The 24,560-nt window shown below is 53.5% G+C and carries 25 protein-coding genes and 1 other annotated feature; of the genes, 14 read left to right on the forward strand and 11 right to left on the reverse strand.

Translation table 11 applies throughout. The features are described 5' to 3' along the window. Positions 1–77 precede the first annotated feature (77 nt). A complete protein-coding gene (recN, locus tag SIK97_RS24520; protein ID WP_032750923.1) occupies positions 78–1,739 on the reverse strand; it encodes a DNA repair protein RecN in 1,662 nt (553 codons plus the stop codon). Between the two features lie 86 nt (positions 1,740–1,825). Continuing rightward, entirely contained in the window at positions 1,826–2,704 is an 879-nt protein-coding gene (gene nadK / locus SIK97_RS24525; protein ID WP_004123797.1) for an NAD(+) kinase, read from the reverse strand. Positions 2,705–2,829: 125 nt separating this feature from the next. Between nadK and grpE the strand changes: the two genes are divergently transcribed. After that, positions 2,830–3,420, forward strand: coding sequence for a nucleotide exchange factor GrpE (grpE, locus tag SIK97_RS24530; protein WP_004853330.1), 591 nt, complete (start codon positions 2,830–2,832; stop codon positions 3,418–3,420). A gap of 64 nt (positions 3,421–3,484) precedes the next feature. On the opposite strand, the gene SIK97_RS24535 is transcribed toward grpE, so the two are convergent. Both SIK97_RS24535 and SIK97_RS24540 read right to left on the reverse strand, forming a co-directional pair. Further along, positions 3,485–4,774: an HlyC/CorC family transporter gene (locus SIK97_RS24535; RefSeq protein ID WP_025107352.1), complete on the reverse strand. Its 1,290-nt coding sequence runs from the start codon at positions 4,772–4,774 to the stop codon at positions 3,485–3,487. Between the two features lie 18 nt (positions 4,775–4,792). Beyond that, the gene (locus SIK97_RS24540) at positions 4,793–5,584 is read right to left on the reverse strand and encodes an inner membrane protein YpjD (RefSeq protein ID WP_004853326.1); all 792 of its coding nucleotides are present in this window, start codon (positions 5,582–5,584) and stop codon (positions 4,793–4,795) included. Positions 5,585–5,748: 164 nt separating this feature from the next. On the opposite strand from SIK97_RS24540, the gene ffh reads away from it, so the two are divergent. From ffh to SIK97_RS24575, 7 genes are all read left to right on the forward strand, one after another. Then, on the forward strand, positions 5,749–7,116 hold the full coding sequence (ffh, locus tag SIK97_RS24545; RefSeq protein WP_057173933.1) for a signal recognition particle protein: 1,368 nt from the start codon (positions 5,749–5,751) through the stop codon (positions 7,114–7,116). Between the two features lie 235 nt (positions 7,117–7,351). After that, positions 7,352–7,600: a 30S ribosomal protein S16 gene (gene rpsP, locus SIK97_RS24550; RefSeq protein WP_004123777.1), complete on the forward strand. Its 249-nt coding sequence runs from the start codon at positions 7,352–7,354 to the stop codon at positions 7,598–7,600. Between the two features lie 18 nt (positions 7,601–7,618). Beyond that, complete coding sequence (gene rimM, locus SIK97_RS24555; protein ID WP_014226441.1) at positions 7,619–8,167, forward strand: ribosome maturation factor RimM; 549 nt, start codon at positions 7,619–7,621, stop codon at positions 8,165–8,167. A gap of 45 nt (positions 8,168–8,212) precedes the next feature. After that, positions 8,213–8,980, forward strand: a complete 768-nt coding sequence (gene trmD / locus SIK97_RS24560) for a tRNA (guanosine(37)-N1)-methyltransferase TrmD (RefSeq protein ID WP_004104636.1) — start codon at positions 8,213–8,215, stop codon at positions 8,978–8,980. A 39-nt stretch (positions 8,981–9,019) separates the two neighbouring features. Beyond that, positions 9,020–9,367: a 50S ribosomal protein L19 gene (gene rplS / locus SIK97_RS24565; protein WP_004104634.1), complete on the forward strand. Its 348-nt coding sequence runs from the start codon at positions 9,020–9,022 to the stop codon at positions 9,365–9,367. Between the two features lie 120 nt (positions 9,368–9,487). Next, complete coding sequence (locus tag SIK97_RS24570; RefSeq protein ID WP_057173932.1) at positions 9,488–9,925, forward strand: DUF2946 domain-containing protein; 438 nt, start codon at positions 9,488–9,490, stop codon at positions 9,923–9,925. A 54-nt stretch (positions 9,926–9,979) separates the two neighbouring features. Next, a complete protein-coding gene (locus SIK97_RS24575) occupies positions 9,980–11,350 on the forward strand; it encodes a PepSY-associated TM helix domain-containing protein (protein WP_057173931.1) in 1,371 nt (456 codons plus the stop codon). A gap of 4 nt (positions 11,351–11,354) precedes the next feature. Here the strand turns inward: SIK97_RS24575 and SIK97_RS24580 are convergent, their stop codons facing one another. Genes SIK97_RS24580 through SIK97_RS24590 form a run of 3 tightly spaced genes read right to left on the reverse strand, consistent with a single transcriptional unit; the run spans position 11,355 to position 13,574 of the window. Then, positions 11,355–11,837 carry an OmpA family protein gene (locus SIK97_RS24580; RefSeq protein WP_049101170.1) on the reverse strand — a complete coding sequence of 161 codons (483 nt, stop codon included), beginning with the start codon at positions 11,835–11,837 and terminating at the stop codon, positions 11,355–11,357. Positions 11,838–11,848: 11 nt separating this feature from the next. Further along, positions 11,849–13,072 (reverse strand): diguanylate cyclase DgcN, encoded by a 1,224-nt coding sequence (gene dgcN / locus SIK97_RS24585; RefSeq protein ID WP_014839238.1) that lies wholly within the window; start codon positions 13,070–13,072, stop codon positions 11,849–11,851. Further along, positions 13,065–13,574, reverse strand: a complete 510-nt coding sequence (locus SIK97_RS24590) for a YfiR family protein (protein WP_004853313.1) — start codon at positions 13,572–13,574, stop codon at positions 13,065–13,067. The genes dgcN and SIK97_RS24590 overlap by 8 nt, the downstream gene beginning before the upstream one ends. A gap of 344 nt (positions 13,575–13,918) precedes the next feature. On the opposite strand from SIK97_RS24590, the gene aroF reads away from it, so the two are divergent. From aroF to SIK97_RS24605, 3 genes are all read left to right on the forward strand, one after another. Continuing rightward, entirely contained in the window at positions 13,919–14,989 is a 1,071-nt protein-coding gene (gene aroF, locus SIK97_RS24595; RefSeq protein ID WP_014226435.1) for a 3-deoxy-7-phosphoheptulonate synthase AroF, read from the forward strand. 9 nt (positions 14,990–14,998) lie between these two features. After that, complete coding sequence (gene tyrA, locus SIK97_RS24600; protein ID WP_014226434.1) at positions 14,999–16,120, forward strand: bifunctional chorismate mutase/prephenate dehydrogenase; 1,122 nt, start codon at positions 14,999–15,001, stop codon at positions 16,118–16,120. 68 nt (positions 16,121–16,188) lie between these two features. After that, positions 16,189–17,061 (forward strand): SMP-30/gluconolactonase/LRE family protein, encoded by an 873-nt coding sequence (locus tag SIK97_RS24605; protein ID WP_032751928.1) that lies wholly within the window; start codon positions 16,189–16,191, stop codon positions 17,059–17,061. Here SIK97_RS24605 and pheA read toward each other — a convergent pair. From pheA to bamD, 4 genes are all read right to left on the reverse strand, one after another. Then, entirely contained in the window at positions 17,058–18,218 is a 1,161-nt protein-coding gene (pheA, locus tag SIK97_RS24610; protein ID WP_004853306.1) for a bifunctional chorismate mutase/prephenate dehydratase, read from the reverse strand. The genes SIK97_RS24605 and pheA overlap by 4 nt on opposite strands. A gap of 30 nt (positions 18,219–18,248) precedes the next feature. After that, positions 18,249–18,373: a sequence feature (Phe leader region), on the reverse strand. Next, complete coding sequence (gene pheL / locus SIK97_RS24615; protein WP_101706155.1) at positions 18,325–18,372, reverse strand: pheA operon leader peptide PheL; 48 nt, start codon at positions 18,370–18,372, stop codon at positions 18,325–18,327. It overlaps the preceding feature by 48 nt. A gap of 106 nt (positions 18,374–18,479) precedes the next feature. Next, positions 18,480–18,815 carry a ribosome-associated translation inhibitor RaiA gene (gene raiA / locus SIK97_RS24620; protein WP_004104616.1) on the reverse strand — a complete coding sequence of 112 codons (336 nt, stop codon included), beginning with the start codon at positions 18,813–18,815 and terminating at the stop codon, positions 18,480–18,482. Positions 18,816–19,086: 271 nt separating this feature from the next. Then, entirely contained in the window at positions 19,087–19,824 is a 738-nt protein-coding gene (gene bamD / locus SIK97_RS24625) for an outer membrane protein assembly factor BamD (protein ID WP_004853303.1), read from the reverse strand. 132 nt (positions 19,825–19,956) lie between these two features. On the opposite strand from bamD, the gene rluD reads away from it, so the two are divergent. From rluD to clpB, 3 genes are all read left to right on the forward strand, one after another. After that, positions 19,957–20,937: a 23S rRNA pseudouridine(1911/1915/1917) synthase RluD gene (rluD, locus tag SIK97_RS24630; RefSeq protein ID WP_004853302.1), complete on the forward strand. Its 981-nt coding sequence runs from the start codon at positions 19,957–19,959 to the stop codon at positions 20,935–20,937. Then, entirely contained in the window at positions 20,934–21,665 is a 732-nt protein-coding gene (gene yfiH / locus SIK97_RS24635; RefSeq protein WP_025107359.1) for a purine nucleoside phosphorylase YfiH, read from the forward strand. Before rluD ends, yfiH begins: the two co-directional genes overlap by 4 nt. Before the next feature lie 127 nt (positions 21,666–21,792). Continuing rightward, positions 21,793–24,366, forward strand: a complete 2,574-nt coding sequence (gene clpB, locus SIK97_RS24640) for an ATP-dependent chaperone ClpB (protein ID WP_014226431.1) — start codon at positions 21,793–21,795, stop codon at positions 24,364–24,366. Positions 24,367–24,560 lie beyond the last annotated feature (194 nt).

The following is a 24,560-nucleotide window of genomic DNA, read 5'->3' on the forward strand; positions in this document are numbered from 1 at the left end:
TTGCCCGGTTGGGAACCTTCGGCTGCAGGTCTGTCGGCAATTTGCTGTTCACTATGACTCTGTGAAAATCAAAAAGTTTACGCGGCGAGCAACTCTTTCGCGTTTGCCAGGGTGTTACGAGTGACTTCACTACCGCCCAGCAGTCGGGCCAGTTCCTGCAAACGAGCGCGTTTATCCAGAGGGTGCATATGCGTCTCGGTCATTTCACCGTCGGTTTCCTTGCAGACGAAGAAATGGTGATGTCCGCAACCGGCAACCTGCGGTAAGTGGGTAACGCACATCACCTGGGTTGATTCACCCAATTGACGCAGCAGCTTACCGACGACCGCCGCCGTAGGGCCGCTGATGCCGACGTCCACTTCATCGAAAATCAGCGCCGGAGTTTCCATCTTACGCGCGGTGATGACCTGAATCGCCAGCGCAATACGAGACAGCTCGCCGCCGGAGGCAACTTTAGCAATCGGCTGCAGCGGTTGACCCGGGTTAGTGGTGACGCGGAATTCGATATGGTCTGCGCCTTCAGCCGTAAGATGGCGCTCATCAAACGCGACATCAATGGAGAACACCCCATGCGGCATCGAAAGTGAGTGCATACTCTCCGTAATGAGCTGAGTCAGCTCATCGGCGCTATTTTGGCGTAAGGCATGCAGCTGTTTCGCTGTATCCAGCGCCAGCTGATGATGCTCCACAACCCTCTGGCTGAGTGATTCCAGAGAACCCGCGCTATCATCCAGCATACGCTGTTCTTCCAGCAGTGACTGGTAAAGGTCAGGAAGCTCTTCGGGCGTAATTTGATGCTTCCGCGCGAGGGCAATTTGCCGGGAGATACGCTGTTCCAGCTCAAACAGGCGGTTCGGATCGAGATCGAGTCGGTCATGATAATGGCGCAGTTCGTCCGTGGCTTCGCTAAGCTGAATAGACGCTTCTTCGAGCATATCGAGTACCCCGGAGAGCTTACTGTCCATACCAACCAGCTCGCTGACCAGCTGCTTCGCGGCGTAGAGTTGGCTTTGCAGGTTGGATTCTTCGCCGTCTGCCAGCACCGTCAGCGCATGCTGGCAGGTAGTCAGCAGCTGACCGCTGTTAGCAAGGCGTTTGTACTCTTCATCAATTTGCTCAAATTCGCCCGCCAGCGGGTTGAACTCATTTAGCTCTTTTAATTGATATTGCAGCAGGTCTGCACGCGCTGCGCGCTCCTGGCTTTGCTGCTGATGCTGCGCCAGATCGCGACAGCTTTTATGCCACTGACGATAGCGCTCTGCCATAAGCTGAGTAAGCGCATACTCACCGGTATAGCCATCAAGCAGCGTTTTCTGGTGTTCGGGTTTAGTCAGTAACTGGTGGGCATGTTGGCCGTGGATCTGGATTAGCAGCTGACCGAGCTCACGAAGCTGGGATAAAGGGACTGCCGTACCGTTAATAAACCCGCGAGAACGGCCGTCTGCGCTGATGACGCGACGAAGTAAACACTCACGCCCGCTTTCAAGCTGGTTCTGTTCCAGCCAGCGCTGCGCGGCAGGCGTGTCCTTCAGGGAGAAACGGGCGCACAAATCAGCCCGGCTGGCGCCTCTGCGCACCATGTCGGCTTCCGCCCGACCACCGAGGCACAGCCCCAGCGCGTCGATAGCGATCGATTTACCGGCGCCGGTCTCGCCGGTAATGGCGGTCATCCCGCTGTGAAAATCGATTTCCAGCTCACGAACGATAGCAAAATGACTGATAGTGAGTTGTGCCAACATAGCTGCCTTCCTGTATGAAAAACCATTACTGTGTTTTCGTACAGTATAATATGGTTTTTTATCCAGTAAAGGGGCTGGCTATAAAATCAGAACAATTTTTTCGACCAGCCAAGCTTGGTGCTTAATGTATTGAAATAGCTGTAATCTTTTGGATGAATGAGATTGAGGTGATAGTCACAGCGGCGGATCAGCACATCTTCACCATCCTGAATCGGCAGCGCTATCTGGCTATCGCAGCTAATCTCGAGGTCGCTACAGCGTTGAGAAAAGCGCAGGCGAATCGTGCTGTCACCGTTGATCACCAGCGGGCGTGCCGACAGCGTATGCGGGAACATGGGGACCAGAGTGATAGCATCCAGCGAAGGCGTGAGGATCGGCCCGCCGGCGGAGAGGGAATAAGCCGTGGAGCCGGTTGGCGTGGAGATAATCAGGCCATCGGAGCGCTGAGAGAAAGCAAACACCTCATCAATGTAGACTTCAAACTCGATCATATGCGCCACTTTGCCAGGGTGCAGGACGACTTCGTTAATCGCCGTGCTGATGCGCTTCTGGCAATCCTGCTGACATACCTGCGCTTCCAGCAGGAAGCGTTTTTCGGCGATATAGTGGCCTTCGAGGACATCGGCGAGCTGCTGTAGCGCGTTATCCGGGTCGAGGTCGGTCAGAAAACCGAGGTTACCGCGGTTAATCCCAATAACGTTAATGTCGTAGCGGGCCAGCGTCCGCGCTGCGCCGAGCATATTGCCATCACCGCCCACCACGACGGCCAGGTCTGCCTGCTGGCCGATTTCCGCCAGCGTCCCGGTCTTCACATTGCTGAGCTGCAGTTCATGAGCAATTTGCTGCTCAACCAGCACTTCATAACCTTTGCCGGACAGCCAGCGCCAGAGCATTTCATGTGTGGTCAGCGCGGTTGGGTGACGAGGGTGTCCCACAATGCCTATACACTTGAAGTGGTTCTTCATGATCTGGATGTCCTTGCGTTAAATGAATAGTGACAATCTGGCTGCGTTCCCTTGAAACCAGGAAACTGATCCCCATAATAAGCGAAGTTAGCGAGATGAATGCGAAAAAAAACGCGGAGAAATTCATGAGTAGTAAAGAACAGAAAACGCCTGAGGGGCAAGCCCCGGAAGAAATTATCACGGAGCAGCACGACGACGTTGAGGCGGTAGAGCCTGAGGTTTCGGCTGAGCAGGTGGATCCGCGCGATGAAAAAATTGCGAATCTGGAAGCTCAGCTTGCTGAAGCGCAGAAGCGCGAACGTGAAGTATTGCTGCGTGCGAAAGCCGATGAAGATAACCTGCGCCGCCGCACCGAGCTGGATATCGAAAAAGCGCATAAGTTTGCGCTGGAGAAGTTCGTTAACGAGCTGCTGCCGGTTATTGACAGCCTGGATCGCGCGCTGGAAGTCGCTGATAAAGCTAACCCGGATATGGCGCCGATGGTTGAAGGTATCGAACTGACGCTGAAGTCCATGCTCGACGTGGTGCGCAAGTTCGGCGTAGAAGTGATTGGCGATACTAACGTGCCGCTGGATCCGAACGTACATCAGGCCATTGCGATGGTTGAGTCTGAAGACGTTGCGGCAGGTAACGTTCTGGGCGTGATGCAAAAGGGTTATACCCTGAACGGCCGTACTATTCGCGCGGCGATGGTCACCGTGGCGAAAGCGAAGTAAATAAGCGAAACGGCTACCGCGAGGTAGCCGTTTTTCTATTCCCCTCAGCCAGGTCCCAGGGTTGCTATGACTCGGCCACGCTTTCGCGAATGGGTTTTACCGGCATCACTTTCACCCTTTTAATCATATTCTCCTGAACATCAAGAATATCAATGTCATACTGTTCGATGCGTACGCGGGTGCCCGGGGCGGGGATCTCTTCAAGTGCTTCCAGGATAATACCGTTAATGGTTCGCGCTTCATCTTCCGGCAGATGCCAGTTAAAAGCCTTGTTGATTTCACGTACGTTGGCGGTACCGTCGATAATCACTGAACCGTCGTTAAGCGGCGTCACCTCTTCAGCAAGCGTAGGCGACATTGACGTCGTAAAATCGCCAACGATCTCTTCGAGGATATCCTCAACCGTGACCAGACCCTGAATGTCTCCATATTCATCAACAACCAGGCCCACTTTCTTCTTATTGCGCTGGAATTTCACCAGTTGCGTACTGAGCGGCGTACCTTCCGGCACGAAGTAAATTTCATCGGCGGCGCGCAGCATGACTTCTTTCGTGAACTCTTTTTTCTCCGTCATCAGGCGATAAGCTTCGCGAACCCGCAGCATGCTGATGGCATCGTCCAGCGAGTCGCGGTACAGCACAATGCGTCCGTGCGGAGAGTGGGTCAGCTGGCGGACAATGGATTTCCAGTCATCGTTAATATTGATACCGACAATATCGTTGCGCGGGACCATGATGTCGTCAACGCTGACTTTCTCGAGGTCCAGAACGGAGAGCAGCATGTCCTGATTGCGGCGGGAGATTTGCGAGCGTGATTCATTAACGATAGTGCGCAGTTCATCCTTGCTTAAGGCCCCGCTCACGACGATATCGGTTTTTATACCCATCATGCGCATCAGAATGCGAGTAATGGTGTTGAGCAACCACACCAGCGGCATCATCAGGATTTGCAGCGGCGCGAGCAGGAGGCTGCTGGGATAGGCGACCTTTTCCGGATAGAGCGCGGCAATGGTTTTTGGCAGCACTTCGGCAAACACCAGCACCACAAACGTCAGGACGCCGGTGGCAATGGCGACGCCGGCATCCCCATACAGGCGCATACCGACAATGGTGCCCAGCGCCGAGGCAAGAATGTTGACGAGGTTATTGCCAATGAGGACCAGACTAATGAGACGGTCAGGTTTGCGCAGCAGCTTTTCGACACGTTTTGCCTGACGATTGCCCTGCTTGGCCATATGACGCAGGCGATAGCGGTTCAGCGTCATCATGCCGGTTTCAGAACCGGAGAAATAGGCGGAGATGACCACCATGACGATCAGCGTCACGATCAGCGTGGTGGTGGAGATATGTTCCACTTGGGATTCCTTAAAGACTTAGCTCATGAACTGTTGCAATACGCGGCTACCAAAGTAGGCCAGCGTCAGCAGCCCCGCGCCAGTCACGTTAAACCAGACGACCCGGCGTCCGCGCCACCCTTCATGATAGTGGCCCCAAAGCAGGACGATATAAACGAACCACGCAACGATAGACAGCACTGCTTTATCAATGTTTTCCGCACTAAACAGGTTGTGCATGTAAAACAGCCCGGTACACAGCGTCAGGGTTAACAGAACCACGCCTATCTGGGTGATATGAAACATTTTACGTTCAATGCTCATCAGCGGCGGCATTTCGCTACTGAAGGTCAACTTTTTATTCTTCAGCTGATAGTCAATCCACGCCAGCTGCAGCGCGTAAAGCGCAGCGATAATCAGCGTAGCATAAGAGAAGAGCGACAGGCCGATATGGACCAGCATCCCCGGCGTGGTTTCCAGATGCGTGATGTACTCGTTCGGCATAAAGGTAGCGAACGCGAGGTTGATTAAGGCGAAGGTGTAGACAATGGGTAGCAATAGCCAGCCGCGATTACGCGAGGCGACGATGGTCATCACCGTACAGATCATCAGGCTGACCAGCGATCCCACGTTTAACAGACTGAGATTTTGCCCGCTTTCGCCGCCGGGAAAAATGCGTGACTCCAGCGCGAAGGCGTGACAAATCAACGCAATAGTTGCGGAAAGAATCGCCATCCGCCGCCAGCTGCTGTTTTTTTGCAGCAGGCCAGGGACGATCAGCGCGAGGCTGATGGAGTAGGCGACAAGGGCGAGTAGAGCAAAAACAGGCATAGGGGTGTCGACTGTTGACTAAATAGTAAAGAGAAGCAGTATAGCGTCACGCGACTCTGGCTCCAACCGTTGCAGCACATTCGCGTTTATGTCGTGTTATACTGCGCCCATTCCGTTTTTGTGTCGCTGCGGCGACCGACCGTTTCCACCTCAGGCGAGAGACAATGTTTGATAATTTAACCGATCGTTTGTCGCGTACGCTGCGCAACATTAGCGGCCGCGGACGCCTTACAGAAGACAATATTAAAGATACCCTGCGCGAAGTGCGTATGGCGCTGCTGGAGGCGGACGTTGCTCTGCCTGTGGTACGTGATTTCATCAACCGCGTAAAAGAAAGCGCGGTAGGTCATGAAGTCAACAAAAGCCTGACCCCGGGCCAGGAGTTCGTCAAAATCGTGCGCAACGAACTGGTTGCCGCGATGGGCGAAGAGAACCAGGCGCTGGATTTAGCGGCGCAGCCGCCAGCCGTGGTTCTGATGGCCGGTTTGCAGGGGGCGGGTAAAACCACCAGCGTCGCTAAGCTGGGTAAATTCCTGCGTGAAAAGCACAAGAAGAAAGTCCTTGTCGTTTCCGCTGACGTCTATCGCCCTGCGGCGATCAAACAGCTGGAAACGCTGGCCGAGCAGGTTAACGTTGATTTCTTCCCGTCTGACGTGGGTCAGAAGCCGGTTGATATCGTTAATGCCGCGCTGAAAGAAGCGAAGCTCAAATTCTACGACGTGCTGCTGGTGGATACCGCCGGTCGTCTGCACGTTGATGAAGCGATGATGGATGAGATTAAGCAGGTCCATGCGTCTCTCAATCCAGTAGAAACCCTGTTTGTTGTCGATGCGATGACCGGCCAGGATGCGGCGAACACGGCGAAAGCCTTTAACGAAGCTCTGCCGCTGACCGGGGTCGTGCTGACCAAAGTGGATGGCGACGCCCGCGGCGGTGCGGCGCTGTCGATTCGTCATATCACCGGCAAGCCGATTAAGTTCCTCGGCGTTGGCGAGAAAACCGAAGCGCTGGAGCCGTTCCATCCGGATCGTATCGCTTCCCGTATTCTCGGCATGGGCGACGTCCTGTCGTTGATCGAAGATATCGAAAGTAAGGTCGACCGCGCGCAGGCTGAAAAGCTGGCCTCTAAGCTGAAAAAAGGCGACGGTTTTGACCTGACCGATTTCCTTGAACAGCTGCGGCAGATGAAAAACATGGGCGGTATGGCCAGCCTGATGGGCAAGCTGCCGGGCATGGGGCAGATACCGGACAACGTTAAATCACAGATGGATGATAAAGTTCTGGTGCGTATGGAAGCCATCATCAACTCGATGACGCTGAAAGAGCGCGCTAAACCGGAAATTATTAAAGGTTCGCGCAAGCGCCGCATCGCCGCAGGCTGCGGAATGCAGGTGCAGGATGTGAACCGTCTGCTCAAGCAGTTTGACGATATGCAGCGCATGATGAAGAAGATGAAGTCGAAAGGCGGCATGATGAAGATGATGCGCGGAATGAAAGGAATGATGCCGCCAGGGTTCCCCGGAGGCCGATAGGCTGGTCGCCATTTCTGCCGGGGCGCGCTTCTTTTCTGACACATGGTTGGCGCATTCTGGCTATGACTTATGCTCCGGTACCAATTTAAGGGTACCGGAGTCGCCCTTCCACAGCAGAGTTTATAACTGCTGATTGCAATTTCCCCAGAAATCAGTAAAATTTTCGGGCTTTTAATATGACACCGGGCTCCGTTCCTCGATGGGGCCCGGTGTTTTATTCACACAAGAGGATGTTATGGTTACTATTCGTTTAGCACGTCACGGCGCGAAAAAGCGTCCGTTCTACCAGGTTGTTGTTACCGACAGCCGTAATGCACGCAACGGTCGCTTCATTGAGCGCGTTGGTTTCTTCAACCCGATCGCTTCTGCGACCGAAGAAGGAACTCGTCTGGATCTGGATCGTATCGCTCACTGGGTTGGCCTGGGCGCTACTGTTTCCGATCGCGTAGCTGCGCTGATCAAAGCCGCTAACAAAGCAGCTTAATCTGTCACGGTGGTCATGATGAGCAAGCAACACACCGCACAAGCACCTGTTGAACCGATTGTATTGGGCAAGATGGGTTCTTCCTACGGTATCCGTGGTTGGCTCAGAGTGTTTTCCTCCACCGAAGACGCCGAAAGCATTTTTGACTATCAGCCCTGGTTTATCCAGAAGGCGGGTCAGTGGCAGGTTGTTGAGCTGGAAAGCTGGCGCCACCACAATCAGGATATCGTCATTAAGCTGAAAGGCATTGACGATCGCGATGCAGCGAATCTGTTGACTAATTGCGAAATTGTCGTGGATTCATCGCAGCTGCCTGCGCTTGAAGAGGGTGACTACTACTGGAAAGACCTGATGGGCTGCCAGGTAGTGACCACGGAAGGCTATAGCCTCGGCAAAGTCATCGACATGATGGAAACCGGGTCTAATGACGTTCTCGTCATCAAGGCAAACCTGAAAGATGCATTTGGTATCAAGGAGCGGCTGGTTCCGTTCCTCGATGGGCAGGTTATCAAGAAAGTCGATCTCGCTACTCGTACCATCGAAGTAGACTGGGATCCTGGTTTTTAAATTCTCCGAATAAACGGTAAAAAACGGCACTATGGGGATTGGCTTGTGTTTATAGGTATCGTTAGCCTGTTTCCTGAAATGTTCCGCGCAATTACCGATTACGGGGTAACTGGCCGGGCAGTAAAAAATGGCCTGCTGAGCATCCAGAGCTGGAGTCCTCGCGATTTCGCTCATGACCGGCACCGTACCGTGGACGATCGTCCTTACGGCGGTGGACCGGGGATGTTAATGATGGTGCAACCTTTACGGGATGCCATTCATGCAGCAAAAGCCGCGGCAGGTGAAGGCGCAAAGGTGATTTATCTTTCACCTCAGGGACGCAAGCTTGATCAAGCGGGCGTCAGCGAACTGGCAACAAATCAGAAGCTGATTTTGGTGTGCGGTCGCTATGAAGGCGTAGATGAGCGCGTAATTCAGACCGAGATTGATGAAGAATGGTCAATTGGCGATTACGTTCTCAGCGGTGGTGAGCTACCGGCAATGACGCTGATTGACTCCGTTTCCCGGTTTATTCCGGGGGTGCTGGGTCATGAAGCTTCAGCAATCGAAGATTCGTTTGCTGAAGGATTGCTGGATTGCCCGCACTATACGCGTCCTGAAGTGTTAGAAGGTATGGAAGTACCGCCGGTATTGCTGTCGGGAAACCATGCTGAGATACGTCGCTGGCGTCTGAAGCAGTCGCTGGGCCGTACCTGGCTTAGAAGACCTGAACTTTTGGAAAACCTGGCTCTGACTGAAGAGCAAGCAAGGTTGCTGGCAGAGTTCAAAAAGGAACTCGCGCAACAGCAACATAAACATGATGGGATGGCGTAAGCCCCCAATATCAGTTTACCCAGGATAAGAGATTAAATTATGAGCAACATTATTAAGCAACTTGAACAAGAACAGATGAAGCAGGACGTACCTTCCTTCCGTCCGGGTGATACCGTGGAAGTGAAAGTATGGGTTGTTGAAGGTTCCAAAAAACGTCTGCAGGCATTCGAGGGCGTGGTTATCGCTATTCGTAACCGCGGTCTGCACTCTGCATTCACTGTTCGCAAAATTTCCAACGGCGAAGGCGTTGAGCGTGTCTTCCAGACTCACTCTCCGGTAGTTGACAGCATTTCTGTCAAACGTCGTGGTGCTGTACGTAAAGCTAAACTGTACTACCTGCGTGAGCGTACCGGTAAGTCTGCTCGTATCAAAGAGCGTCTTAACTAAGATTCGCTTTCGCGACATCCTGAATGAGAGGGCTGGCCTGATGGGCCGGCCCTTTTTTTATCTTTATTTTAACCATTCCATTGCGAATCATTTACAATACGCCCCTCATGGGGAGGGACGGTGGTCAGCAATATTTTTCATCACGCAGCATTACAACGGCGGGCCGTATGGTTGGCGCTGTTTGCGATCCTGCTGATCGTGGTGGCGCCGTTGATCTCCATCGCCCTGCAAAAAGATCCGATGAATGGCATGCATCACGCAATGATGGGGATGCCGGAAGGTATGCCATCACATCAGATGTCCATGACGAATACCGATGCCTCGATGCCGGAACACGCGCACAGCGTGCCGCTCGATCATGCTGAAGCCTGTGGCTACTGCGTACTGTTAGCTCATGTTCCGGGCCTGATTTTCGCGCTGCTGCTGCTGCTCAGCCTGATGCTTCGACGCCAGCGAGCCCCGGTTTCCCGCCCGGAGAGGAAACGCTGGCATGACTTTACCTGGCTTTATCCCCACACCCGCGCGCCACCGCGTCCGTCTGCTTTCTCCCTTACATAAAAAATAATGTGCGCACTGCGCAACGTTCTCTTTTGCTTTAAAAAAAGGAAAAGTATGACTACCTGCACCTCGCGCGCGGCATGGCTGAACCTGCTGCGTCGTCTTCATTTCTATATCGGATTGTTTATCGGGCCGTTTATTTTTGTGGCGGCCCTGACCGGTACGCTATATGTTGCCACCCCTCAGCTGGAAAACTGGCTCTATCGTGATGCTCTGTACGGTACGTTGACTGGGGAAAAACAGCCGCTAAGCGCGCAAATTACCGTAGCGACGGAGGCCATTCAGGGAAACCTCCGCCTGCATGCGGTTCGGCCGGGGATAATGGCTGGCGATACGACCCGAGTGATGTTTATTGACCCGACCCTTGGCGAGTCGGAAACGCGGGCAATTTTTGTCGATCCGGTGACGCTACGGGTGACAGGCGATATGCCGGTTTACGGCACCAGCGGTATTTTGCCCCTGCGTCAGTGGATTGATTATGCCCATCGCTCTTTGCTGCTGGGTAACTTCGGCCGACTGTACAGCGAGCTGGCAGCCTCCTGGATGTGGGTTGCCGCTCTGGGCGGGATCGCGCTGTGGTCGATGACCCGGCCTCGTCGTCGTATAAATAATAGAGTGCAGAATAACCGCCGCCTGCACGTTTCTCTCGGCTGGGTGCTGCTGGTCGGTATGTTGTTATTCTCTGCGACCGGTTTAACCTGGTCGCAATGGGCCGGTAGTCACGTCGATAGGATGCGTGCCGCCTTTGGCTGGCTGACGCCGCAGGTGAATACCCAGCTGGAAAGTGCCGCTCCGGCCGCTCACGATCCGCATGCCGAACATCATGTGGGACATGGAGCAATGGGGGAGATAACGGCGCAGTTGCGTGTAGAGGATTTTGACCCGGTTCTGCTGGCTGCCCGCGCGGCGGGGCTGGATGCCGGTAAGCTGGAGATTCGACCGCCGTCGGGTGCCGGGCGCGCGTGGACGGTAAATGAAATCGACAGAAGCTGGCCAACCCGGGTTGATGCTGTCGCGATCGATGGTGCAACGATGCAAATCGTGGACCGCACTCATTTTTCCGACTTTCCTCTCATGGCTAAGCTGACCCGCTGGGGCGTTGATTTCCATATGGGAATTTTGTTCGGTCTTGCTAACCAGCTACTGCTTATCGCGTTCGGAACCGCACTCTGCGTGATGATAGCGGTGGGGTACCGGCTGTGGTGGATCCGTCGCCCGGCGCGCGCGGCGTTTAACCCGGCCAATACGTTGATACAGGCGTGGTTTGGCTTAGCGTGGCCCGCTCGTTTGCTGACTGCCGTTATTGCGGTGTTGTTGGGCCTGGCGCTGCCGCTCATGGGGAGCAGTCTCGCGCTATGTCTCGCCGTTGATTATCTGTGCTGGCGCTCAGCAACGGCGGTGATAGCGGCTAAACCAGTCGAATAGGTGTTTAAGGCGTGCTGATAACCACCGTGACGCGGCGGTTTTCAGCGCGCCCTTTCGCGGTATCGTTGCTGGCTATAGGATACTTTTTCCCGAGTCCGCGAGTGGTCAAGTTTGCGCGCGGAATATTCGCCCCTTCGGCCCAGGCATCCGCCACGCTGTTAGCCCGCTTAAGCGATAGCATTTCGTTGTAGCTGTCTTCGCCGTAATTATCAGTATGACCTTCAAGGCGACTATGGGTAATACCGGTATTCGCCAGACGTGAAGCCATTGTGCGAATTTGCTGTTTGCTTTCGGCACGCAGATGATAGTCGTTTTTATCAAACAGGATGGTATCAGATATTCCTAATAACCAGTCGCCGTTGGTTTCAGTAAAGCCATATGACTTCATTGCTGCAATTTGTTCTGCCGAGAATTTTCCTTGCGGAGCCTGGCAGCCGCTAAGAAAAAGTGCGGCCAGTAAAGCAGGAGCAAAATATTTTCCGATCATGGTGATTCCTTTTATTTTTGCGTTTGCTGTAAGCGCTGGTGTTTCATCCGATACATATTTTGATCGGCAAGCTCTTGCAGATTTTCCGCTGAGGTATGTTCCCAGGTTAAAGCGTAACCAATGCTCAGTGACAGGCTGGCGGTGTGGCCATTGTGTAGATTAAACGGCGGGATAAACTGTTCGGACAACGCGCTGCACAGTGCCCGAACTTCGGTTTCTGAATGAACATCCCGTAGCAGAACGGCAAATTCATCGCCGCCGAGACGCCATGCCTGATGCTGTTTACCGACAAAGGCCATCAGGCGGCTCGCGACCTCAATTAACACTTTATCGCCGGCTGCGTGGCCCCAGTTGTCGTTAATAAGCTTGAAGTTATCGCCATCAAGAAATAACAGCGCAGAATGACTTTGGGCGGTTTCATCCTTCATCAGATCATTAATGACATTCCGGAAAGCCGCTCTGTTAGCCAGCCCGGTTAGCGGGTCGTGTAATGAACTGCGCAGGAGCTGGGCGTTTTTAGCCTGAAGCTGCCGCTGCCAGTCCTCCATTTCACCCAGCAGGCTATTGAAGTCCTGGGCGAACAGGTGGAATTCTTCAATGCGCTCTTCGGGCACCCGGCGGGAGAAATGGCGATTTTCGCGGATGTCATGTACCACCTCGGTAATGCTCTGTAACGCTGCCACAATGCCGCGATGCAGCGAGTGGGTAAGGAGCAAGGCGATGCAGGAAGCCAGAAAAATGCTGCCGGTGAGCACAATAATAGAGATACCAAGAAAATAGCTTATCAATCTGTCCAGCGCGGTCAGACGGAGTTCACCGATAATTTTTCCCTGGTGCAGGATAGTTTGCACCGTGGGTTTCGGGAAGAGCCATTTGCTGATGACGTCGCTGATTTTATCCTGACTGACCAGACCATCGTTATGCCATGAGGCGAAGGGTCTTTGCCGGCCATCGACCAGAATTGCTTGAGAAAATTGCCCCTGTCTGCCCAGCGTGGCCAGCGTGTCTTCAGCCGCTGCGCTATCGCCAAAAACGAGCGCTGCTTCCAGGCTACGGCCCATGGTGGCGGCGGTAAGTTCCAGGTTTTTTTGGGCGTATTGCTTGAGTGTAAATATGGAAGCGGTGCAGAGTAACAGCCAGACCAGTGTCATAGAGATCACCACGCTTATCATGCTGATACGGCGCAGCGCTCTTTTAAATGTGGGGCGCGGGGCCTGAGAAAAATCCTTATTCATGTGATGTTTTCCGGGCAAGCATCAGCACCTCGGGATTAACCCGAACGCCGCTGTGCGTCAGTACATCCAGATTTACGGAAAATCTGACTCTCTCATTGTTGATGAGCAGGCAAAAAGCGCTGCCAATAGAGCAATCGGTGTTTTGTTCCGCAATAAGTAATAGGGGCCGGTTTCCATATTTGGCCGTAAATTCAGACTGTTGGGTCGGCGATTCACTGCCAAAATAAAAACCATCGCAGGTCGTCTGTAAGGCTTCTTGTGTATTACGAACAATCACGGGTTTATAAGGCAATATTTCCGGAGCGTCTTCGGCCAGGCTATGGATATATCGTGATGTTGAAAAAATACAGAGCCTTGGAGGACCGGATAATTGCGGCCAGCGAGTATAAGTCACGATCCCCGAAACGATTGTCCGAACATTTTCAGACGGTCCGGAGGCAACAGCAGAGATACCCACGAGTGATAGTACTAAAGTCAAAAAGAGACGGTGAAGAACAGTCATTACGGTTCCGTCAGATTGTCATAGCGTGGGGGATGCAGATTGCTGAAACCCGGGCGAAGAATAGCATTGTTGAGGAAAATCGTCATTAGCCAGCCTCGCCGCTTTGAGATAATTCTTACCAGGATTTTTCGTAAAAGAAATTCGTGGAAGCAGGGAAAAACTGGCGTTTAATGACTCACTGTAAATAATTTGATACGCATTGAATGAAATACAGCGCGATTTAATTTCTATGTGTAAAGTAAAATTTACGGAATATGGATTGAAATCTTTACTTTGTGTGGTATCGTTACGTCATCCTCGCTGAGGCAATAACTATCGCAAACGAGCTATACAGGATCGCAATCATGCAAAAAGACGCGCTGAACAACGTACACATTACCGACGAACAGGTTTTGATCACACCGGATCAGTTGAAGGCTGAATTCCCTCTTAGCGTTGAGCAGGAGGCGCAGATCGCGCAGTCTCGCCAGACCATCTCCAACATCATCGCCGGCCGCGATCCGCGTCTGCTGGTGGTATGTGGCCCTTGTTCGATCCACGATCCTGAAACCGCCATTGAGTACGCTCGTCGTTTTAAAGCCCTTGCCGAAGAGGTCAGCGATAGCCTCTATCTGGTCATGCGCGTCTATTTTGAAAAACCCCGCACCACCGTTGGCTGGAAAGGGCTGATTAACGATCCGCATATGGATGGTTCGTTTGATGTGGAAGGCGGCCTGAAGATTGCGCGCCGTCTGCTGGTTGAACTGGTCAATATGGGGCTACCGTTGGCGACGGAAGCGTTGGATCCAAACAGTCCTCAGTATCTCGGCGATCTGTTTAGCTGGTCTGCTATCGGCGCGCGTACGACCGAATCCCAGACTCACCGTGAGATGGCTTCTGGCCTGTCGATGCCGGTAGGGTTTAAAAACGGCACCGATGGCAGCCTTGCCACGGCAATTAACGCAATGCGCGCTGCCGCGATGCCGCACCGTTTCGTCGGCATCAACCAGGCCGGACAGGTGTGCCTGCTGCAAACGCAGGGCAACCCGAACGGTCACGTCATTCTGCGCGGCGGGAAAGCGCCAAACTACGGCCCGGAAGATGTTGCGAAGTGTGAAAAAGAGATGACTCAGGCGGGACTGAAGCCATCGCTGATGGTAGATTGCAGCCATGGGAATTCTAATAAAGACTACCGCCGTCAGCCTGCGGTTGCGGAATCCGTGGTCGCGCAGATTAAAGATGGTAACCGTTCCATTATTGGTCTGATGATTGAGAGCAATATCCACGAAGGTAACCAGTCCTCTGAGCAGCCGCGTTGCGATATGAAATACGGCGTCTCAGTGACCGATGCCTGCATTAGTTGGGAAACCACCGATGCGCTGCTCCGCGAACTTGATAAGGATCTGCGAGGCCATCTGGCGGCTCGTCTGGCGTAAGAGGATGATATGGTTGCTGAACTGACCGCGTTACGCGATCAAATTGATGAAGTCGATAAGGCGCTACTGGAACTGCTGGCTAAGCGCCTGGAGCTGGTAGCGGAAGTCGGAGAGGTTAAAAGCCAATACGGCCTGCCCATTTACGTTCCTGAACGTGAATCGGCGATGCTGGCGTCCCGGCGCGAGGAGGCTGCTGCGCTTGGGGTCCCGCCGGATCTTATCGAAGATGTTTTGCGTCGCGTCATGCGGGAGTCTTATTCCAGCGAAAACGATAAAGGTTTTAAAACGCTTTATCCGAACCTGCGTCCGGTCGTGATTGTTGGCGGCGGCGGGCAAATGGGGCGTCTGTTTGAGAAAATGCTGACGCTTTCCGGATATCAGGTTCGTATCCTTGAAAAAGACGACTGGTCGCGGGCGGAAGAGATTGTCGCCGATGCCGGTATGGTTATCGTCAGCGTGCCGATTCATATCACGGCGGCAACGATTGCTCAGCTGCCACCGCTGCCGGCGGACTGCATCCTGGTCGATTTGGCCTCGGTGAAAGCGGAACCGCTGCAGGCGATGCTGGCCGCGCACAAAGGTCCGGTATTGGGGTTACACCCCATGTTTGGGCCGGACAGCGGCAGCCTGGCGAAGCAGGTGGTGGTGTACTGCGATGGCCGCCAGCCCGAAGCGTATCAGTGGTTCCTGGAGCAAATTCAGGTCTGGGGCGCGCGGCTCCATCGTATCAGCGCCGTCGAGCACGATCAGAATATGGCCTTTATTCAGGCGTTGCGCCACTTTGCGACCTTCGCTTACGGCCTGCACCTGGCCGAAGAGAACGTGCGTCTTGAGCAACTTCTGGCGCTGTCGTCGCCTATTTATCGTCTGGAACTGGCGATGGTAGGCCGGCTGTTTGCCCAGGATCCGCAGCTCTATGCTGACATTATTATGTCCTCGGAAAATAATCTGGCGCTGATTAAGCGATACTACCAGCGCTTCGGTGAAGCTATCGGCCTGCTGGAGCAGGGGGATAAACAGGCGTTCATCGATAGCTTCCGTAAGGTTGAGCACTGGTTCGGTGACTATGCCCAGCGCTTCCAGAGCGAAAGCCGGACGTTGCTGCGCCAGGCAAATGATAATCGGCAGTAAGTCGTCAAACACGTATACAATAAAGCCAGAGGGGTGACCCGCTGGCTTTTTTTATAGGGATGAAAACGATGGCTGAACCACAACCGCTGTTTGATTACACCGGGCATTTACCGGAATGTCCGACCTGGAGCGAAGCCGAACAGGCATTGTACTGGGCCGATATTATGGAATGCGAGATTCATCGCTACGACGTGCAGACGGGTGAACATCAGGTTCTGCAATTTCCCGAGGAGCCCGGATGTTTTGCCCTGCGCGAGAAGGGCGGTTTTATCGTCGCTTTACGCAGCGGTATCTGGCTCACTGATGCGCATGGTCTTCTACAGCGCAAAGTCTGCGATAACCCCAGCAACCCGCAATTAGCGCGCTTTAATGATGGTGGAACCGATCGTGACGGCCGCTTTTATGCCGGGACTTTCTGGGGGCCGGGAGATTTTAATGGCGCGCTCTTAGTGCGCATCGATAACGATCTCTCCCCGCAGGTTATCCAGTGCGATATTCACGGCGCTAACGGTCTGGCGTTTAGCGAAGACAAACGTTGGATGTATACCTCGGATACGCCAAATGCCGTTATCTATCGAACACCTCTCGATGAGCGGGGCGAGGCGGGTAAACGTGAGGTCTTCCTGCGCTTTCAGCCGGGAGAGGGGATTCCAGACGGCGCGGCCATCGATGCTGAAGGTTGCTACTGGAGCGCGATGTTTGACGGCTGGCGTATTGCGCGCTTCTCGCCGACGGGCGAGCAGCTGGAGGAGCATCGTCTACCGGTGCGTTGCCCGACGATGGTCTGTTTTGGCGGAGCGGATATGAAGACGCTCTACATTACCACCACGCGGGAGAATATGGATGCCGAAGAAGTGGCGAAATATCCGCTTTCCGGCGCGATCTTCACCCTGCCAGTTGCCGTGGCAGGGATGAAGAAATTGCCGTTTATAGAACGTTAAACCGGGTCGACCGGTACCACGTTTTCGCTGGCATAGCAGCCCAGCACTTTCATTGAACGCGTTATCTCGGCCAGCTCTTTTAATGCCTTGCGCATTGGCAGTGATTCCAGGTTGGCCTGGATATCCAGATAAAACATCTCTTCCCACGGATTACCGTGAATGGGGCGTGATTCCAGCTTGGTCATGATCAGATTATGGTTTCGCAGCACCAGCAGCGCTTCAACCAGGGCCCCGGCTTGCTGGCCGGTGGCCATCAACAGCGTGGTTTTCGCGGGGACCTGATCGGAGACTTCCACCGCTTTACGCGCCAGAACCAGGAAGCGGGTGATGTTTTGCGTCTGGTTCGCCTGACAATGTTCCAGGACCTGCAAACCGTGCAGCGCTCCGCCTGCTTCGCTGCCCAGGGCGGCAACGGTCGGCGATTTAGCCTGAGCGACTTTTTCCATCGCTGAGGAGGTGCTGTCGGTATATTCAATGTTCCAGTGCGGATAGCGGCTCAGATACTGGCTGCACTGCTGAAACGGCTGCGGATGGCTGTAGACCGTCGTAATCTGTTGCGCATCGGTGGACGTTGAGACCAGCACGCAGTGATCGATAGGCAACGTCAGCTCGCCCACGATGGATAAGCTGGTGTGCTGCAGAAGATCGTAAACATCATTGATGCCGCCGGAACTGGTATTTTCAATAGGAACGACGGCATAGTCAGCCTGGCCGGTCTCCACTTGCTCAAAGATATCGGCGAACTTCGCGCAGCCGCTTTCGATAAACTGTTCAAAGTGGCGGGCGGCGTACTGACGAGCCGCAAGGTGCGAATATGAACCTTTAGGTCCGAGGAATGCCACCCGCGCGGAGTGCGGATTAATTTTATTCAGGTGCTGTTGCAGCAGCGTTTGTTGGGTAAGGACCGAGTCTTCAATGATCAGCTGGAACAGGCGCGTGATGTAATGGGCATCAAGATGGTGTTTTTTCCCCAGCGTCATCAGGCGTTCCAGCAGGTCCCGCTCGCGGTCGATATCCCGCACCGGCCGGTGCGATGCCAGCTTGGCTTTGCCGACCTCGACGGCCAGGCCGCGGCGCTCAGCCAGTAGCGCAAGCAGTTTCTCATCCAGAGCGCTGATCTTATCGCGTAGGGCCAGTAATGGGTTTTCCTCGGTCATATGTGTTGCCTTTCTTGTTATTGATTATCAATAAAAAAGGCCTCCCGTTTGGGAGGCCTTGTTGTTCGTCTTCGCATTCTTTATCACACGACGAATTGCCTCCCATTCAGGGGAAGGTAAAAAAGAATGCGAAGAAAAACGGGATCAGTTTCACGATGAATTCCTTGAATTAGTGGGGATTACAGTACCTGTACTGTTTTCACTCTGTCAATAAAAAACGCGCCCGAAGGCGCGTGGCATGACACAAGCTTAAGTTAAGGATTACTCTTCTTCTTCCACAAAGCCTGCCTCTTTCACCGACGTTGCGGCGCGGCGGGCTTCCCCTTTGTGTTGCACTTTATTGAGCTGCCGTTCCAGCTTGTTGATCAATTCGTTAATTGCGGCATACATGTCTTCGTGCCGTGCGCTGGCGACCAGGTGCCCGTTTGGCGTATTGATGGTTGCGTCAGCGACAAAACCCTGCGGCTCCTTAGAGAGGATGATGTGCGGGTTAATTAAGTGGGTTTGCCATTTATCCAGTTTGGCGAGACGGTCTGCGACGTGCTGGCGGATTGCCGGAGTAATTTCCATTTGTTTACTGGTAATGTTCATTGTCATAAATTTTACCTCTTGTCTTTCCCGTCTTGGTAAACTCAGCATACCTCGCCCAATGTCAAAATGCGTGATTTAAATCACATTTTATTGTCACTTTTTGTCAACAAATCTGTTTTGTGAGACAGGACAGGAACAGGTGAGATTTTACTTGTGGAATGGAAGAAAGAGAGCCATATTTGATGAGTTAACTCGGCGCTAAACCGCTTCAGCTTAACGGTTTAACGAATAAAAAAACGGCAGCCACTCGGCTGCCGTTTTGCTTATCTAAGGGCTATCAGGTGTTCTTGCTGTTAGCCGCGATGATTTTCGCAACCTTGTCCGCCTGCGCGTTCATCTGCATCTGACGGTAGGCGTTTTCCATTTTCGGAAGCGCGTCGCGGGTGGCCTGCGTATCCGGATAGTTACGCAGCATGCCGTCTACGCGGTTAACGACCGCAACCCATGCGCCACGATCGGTATAGTAATCCACGACCGACAGCTCGTACTTCGCCAGACGATCTTTCAGGAACACCATACGCTTGTAGGCGTCAGTAGCGTACTGGCTGTTAGGATAGCCACGAACCAGTTTGGAGAAGTCGTTAAAGGCATCGCGCGCGTGTTGTGGGTCGCGGTCAGAACGATCGACACCGAAGAAGCCCTGCAGCGCACTGTCATCCAACGCCATATTTGTCAGACCACGCATATAAATGACGTAATCAATGTTAGGATGGGTAGGGTTCAGGCGCACAAAGCGATCGATAGCTGCCTGAGCCAACGGCAGATCGGCGTTTTTGTAGTACGCATAAATCAGATCCAACTGTACCTGTTGGGAATAAGGACCAAAGGGATAACGGTTATCCAACGCTTCCAGTTGCGTTATTGCCTGTTTCCAGTTACCGTCCTGCAGCTTTTGCTGAGCGGTCGCGTAGATCTCATTCGGCGGATTATCGGGCACCTCCTCCTTTGAGCCAGAGCAACCCACCAAAGCCAGGCTCAGTGTGGCTGCTGCCACCAGGTATTTCATGCGCGTCATGACGTTTTGACTTCCTCAAAATGTTTATGCGGGAGAATCTCTGTTCCTGCTCCCGATTAAGACCAGCTACAATAGCACACTATATTAAACGGCAAAGCCGTAAAACCCAACGTTAAAACGAAGAAGCTGTATATGGCACAACGAGTACAACTCAACGCAACGGTGTCCGAAAATCAACTCGGACAACGCTTAGATCAGGCTTTGGCCGAATTGTTCCCGGATTATTCGCGTTCGCGCATAAAAGAATGGATCCTTGACCAGAGAGTGCTGGTAAACGGCAGCGTCAGCGACAAGCCGAAAGAGAAAGTGCTGGGGGGAGAAACGATTGCTATCGATGTTGAAATCGAAGAAGAAGTCCGTTTCCAACCACAGGATATTCCGCTCAATATCGTTTATGAAGATGATGACATCCTCGTAATTAATAAACCGCGCGATTTAGTTGTGCACCCTGGCGCGGGCAACCCTGACGGTACTGTGCTGAATGCGCTGTTGCACTACTATCCGGCCATTGCTGACGTGCCGCGTGCGGGGATCGTGCACCGTCTTGATAAAGACACCACCGGCTTGATGGTGGTCGCGAAGACCATTCCGGCGCAAACCCGCCTGGTGGAATCCCTGCAGCTGCGCGAAATCACCCGCGAGTATGAAGCGGTGGCGATTGGTCACATGACCGCTGGCGGAACGGTGGAAGAACCGATTAGCCGCCACCCGACCAAGCGTACGCATATGGCGGTACATCCTATGGGAAAACCGGCGGTGACGCACTATCGGATCATGGAGCATTTTCGCATTCATACTCGTCTGCGTTTGCGCCTGGAGACCGGCCGTACGCATCAGATTCGCGTACACATGGCGCACATCACTCACCCGCTGGTGGGCGATCAGGTCTATGGCGGGCGCCCGCGTCCGCCTAAAGGCGCATCGGAAGAGTTCATCACCGCTCTGCGTAAGTTCGATCGCCAGGCCCTGCATGCCACCATGCTGCGTTTATACCATCCGATCAGCGGCATTGAGATGGAATGGCATGCGCCAATTCCACAGGATATGGTTGATTTGATTGATGCCATGCGCGCTGATTTTGAAACCCATAAAGACGATATTGACTGGCTATGACTAAACTGATTGTACCGCAATGGCCAATGCCGGAAGGCGTGGCAGCCTGTAGTTCCACGCGCGCTGGTGGGGTGAGTTTGTCGCCATACGATTCACTTAACCTCGGAGCCCATTGCGGAGACAATCTGCAGCACGTAGAAGAGAACCGTCGGCGCATGTTCGCCGCTGGCGGTCTTCCGTCATACCCGGTGTGGCTGGAGCAGGTTCACGGTACGGCAGTGTTAAAGCTCGATGGCGGGCCGTACCCGTCAAAGCGCGCTGATGCTTCATACTGCAATGTGCCGGGTACGGTATGCGCGGTGATGACTGCTGATTGCCTGCCGGTGCTTTTTTGCAACCGCGCGGGAACGGAAGTTGCGGCTGCTCATGCCGGCTGGCGGGGCCTTTGTGAAGGCGTGCTGGAAGAAACCGTGGCCTGTTTTGCCGATAAACCGGAAAACATCATGGCCTGGCTTGGGCCCGCCATTGGGCCGGACGCGTTTGAGGTTGGTCCGGAGGTGCGTGAGGCTTTTATGGCAAAAGATACTCAGGCGGAGCGCGCATTTCGTCCTGCAGGTGAAAAGTATTTTGCTGATATCTATCAGCTTGCGCGTCAGCGGCTGGCGAGCGTTGGCGTTGAGCAGATTTTTGGCGGTGACCGCTGTACCCTCAGCGAAAAAGATGATTTTTTCTCTTATCGTCGCGACAAGACGACGGGTCGTATGGCAAGTTTCATCTGGCTGATATAACCTCCCGAACTAAGACGATCCAGAAGGCAAACTTATTTTTGCATAGTTCAGGTCTTTAACCTTGAATAATTGAGGGATGACCTCATTTAATCTCCAGTAGCAAATTTGACCTGTTATGGGAGGAGTTATGCGTCTGGATCGTCTTACCAATAAATTCCAGCTTGCTCTTGCCGATGCCCAGTCCCTTGCACTCGGGCACGACAACCAATTCATCGAACCTCTTCATCTTATGAGCGCCTTGCTGAATCAGGAAGGGGGATCGATACGTCCTTTATTAACTTCGGCGGGCATCAATGCCGGAGAGTTGCGCACCAATATTGAACAGGCGTTGAGCCGATTGCCGCAGGTGGAAGGTACCGGCGGCGATGTTCAACCGTCCCAGGATTTAGTGCGTATCCTGAACCTTTGCGACAAGCTGGCGCAAAAGAGAAAGGACAACTTTATTTCGTCAGAGCTGTTCGTTCTGGCAGCGCTTGAATCACGCGGCACGCTGACCGACCTTTTAAAATCCGCCGGGGCCACAACCGCCAACGTGAGTCAGGCGATCGAACAAATGCGCGGAGGTGAAAGCGTGAACGATCAGGGAGCCGAAGACCAACGTCAGGCCTTGAAAAAATTTACCGTCGATCTGACTGAACGTGCCGAGCAGGGCAAGCTTGACCCGGTGATTGGCCGCGATGAAGAAATTCGTCGTACGATTCAGGTTCTGCAGCGCCGTACCAAAAACAACCCGGTGCTGATTGGTGAACCCGGTGTAGGTAAAACGGCCATTGTTGAAGGACTGGCGCAGCGGATCGTCAACGGTGAAGTGCCGGAAGGTCTGAAGGGGCGCCGGGTGCTGGCGCTAGATATGGGCGCGCTGGTGGCGGGTGCCAAATACCGCGGTGAGTTTGAAGAGCGCTTAAAAGGCGTTCTGAATGACCTCGCCAAGCAGGAAGGCAACGTCATCCTGTTTATCGATGAGCTACACACCATGGTGGGTGCGGGTAAAGCGGACGGCGCAATGGACGCCGGTAACATGCTGAAACCGGCGCTGGCGCGCGGTGAGCTGCACTGCGTGGGCGCTACGACGCTGGATGAATATCGCCAGTACATTGAGAAAGACGCCGCGCTGGAACGTCGTTTCCAGAAAGTATTCGTGGCGGAGCCGACCGTTGAAGATACCATTGCGATTTTGCGTGGTCTGAAAGAACGTTATGAACTGCACCACCACGTGCAGATCACCGACCCGGCGATTGTTGCGGCAGCCACGCTGTCTCATCGCTATATCGCCGACCGACAGCTGCCGGATAAAGCTATCGACCTGATCGATGAAGCCGCATCCAGCATTCGGATGCAGATTGACTCAAAACCGGAAGAGCTGGACAGACTCGACCGTCGCATCATTCAGCTCAAGCTGGAACAGCAGGCGCTGAAGAAAGAGTCTGATGAAGCCAGTATTAAGCGGCTGGATATGCTGAATGAGGAGCTGGCCGATAAAGAACGTCAATATTCAGTCTTAGAAGAAGAGTGGAAGGCTGAAAAAGCATCGCTCTCCGGAACCCAGACGATTAAGGCTGAGCTGGAACAGGCGAAAATCGCGATTGAGCAGGCGCGTCGCGTCGGCGATCTGGCGCGGATGTCCGAGCTGCAGTACGGCAAAATCCCGGAGCTGGAAAAACAGCTGGCGGCGGCAACGCAATCCGAAGGCAAGACGATGCGTCTGTTGCGTAATAAAGTCACGGATGCGGAAATCGCGGAAGTGTTGGCTCGCTGGACGGGTATCCCGGTGGCCAGAATGCTGGAAGGCGAGCGTGAGAAGCTGCTGCGTATGGAGCAGGAGCTGCATAGTCGCGTCATTGGTCAGAATGAAGCGGTTGAAGCGGTATCGAATGCAATCCGCCGTAGCCGTGCCGGATTATCCGATCCTAATCGTCCAATCGGCTCGTTCCTGTTCCTGGGCCCTACCGGTGTAGGTAAAACAGAACTCTGTAAAGCGCTGGCCAACTTTATGTTTGATAGCGACGATGCGATGGTACGTATCGACATGTCAGAGTTTATGGAGAAACACTCCGTTTCACGTCTGGTTGGGGCGCCTCCGGGATACGTCGGTTATGAAGAAGGCGGCTATCTCACTGAAGCGGTCCGCCGTCGTCCTTATTCCGTCATCCTGCTGGATGAAGTGGAAAAAGCGCATCCGGATGTCTTTAACATTCTGCTGCAGGTACTGGACGATGGACGTTTGACTGACGGGCAGGGGAGAACGGTCGACTTCCGCAATACGGTCGTCATCATGACCTCTAACCTCGGTTCGGATCTCATTCAGGAACGTTTTGGTGCCCTGGACTATAGCCACATGAAAGAGCTGGTTCTGGGCGTGGTTAGCCAAAGCTTCCGGCCGGAGTTTATCAACCGTATTGATGAAGTGGTGGTATTCCACCCGTTAGGTGAAAAACACATTGCTTCTATTGCGCAGATTCAGCTGCAGCGGTTGTATAAACGACTTGAGGAACGCGGCTATGAAGTTCACCTCTCTGATGAGGCACTGAAGCTGCTGAGCGAAAACGGTTACGATCCGGTTTATGGCGCACGTCCTCTGAAACGTGCTATCCAGCAGCAGATCGAAAACCCGCTGGCGCAGCAGATTCTCTCTGGAGAGCTGATACCGGGTAAAGAAGTGCAGCTGGTTGTGAAAAACGACCGGATAGTGGCAGTGCAGTAAATCACAAAACAGCAAAAACGGGCCCGCCGGGCTCGTTTTTGTTTAAAAACCAGGCGATAATGTATTCTCAGCTGCAGCTTTGGTTGAAAAATAAGCGGGTGGAGTTTTTTTTTGAAATTCCTCTTGCCACTTCAGAATTACTCCCTATAATGCGCCTCCACTGACACGGAACAACGGCTTACAGCCCGCCGGGT

Origin of the sequence: Klebsiella sp. JN_Kp126 (genome assembly GCF_033843325.1) — a bacterium.
Taxonomy (GTDB): Bacteria; Pseudomonadota; Gammaproteobacteria; order Enterobacterales; family Enterobacteriaceae; genus Klebsiella; species Klebsiella michiganensis.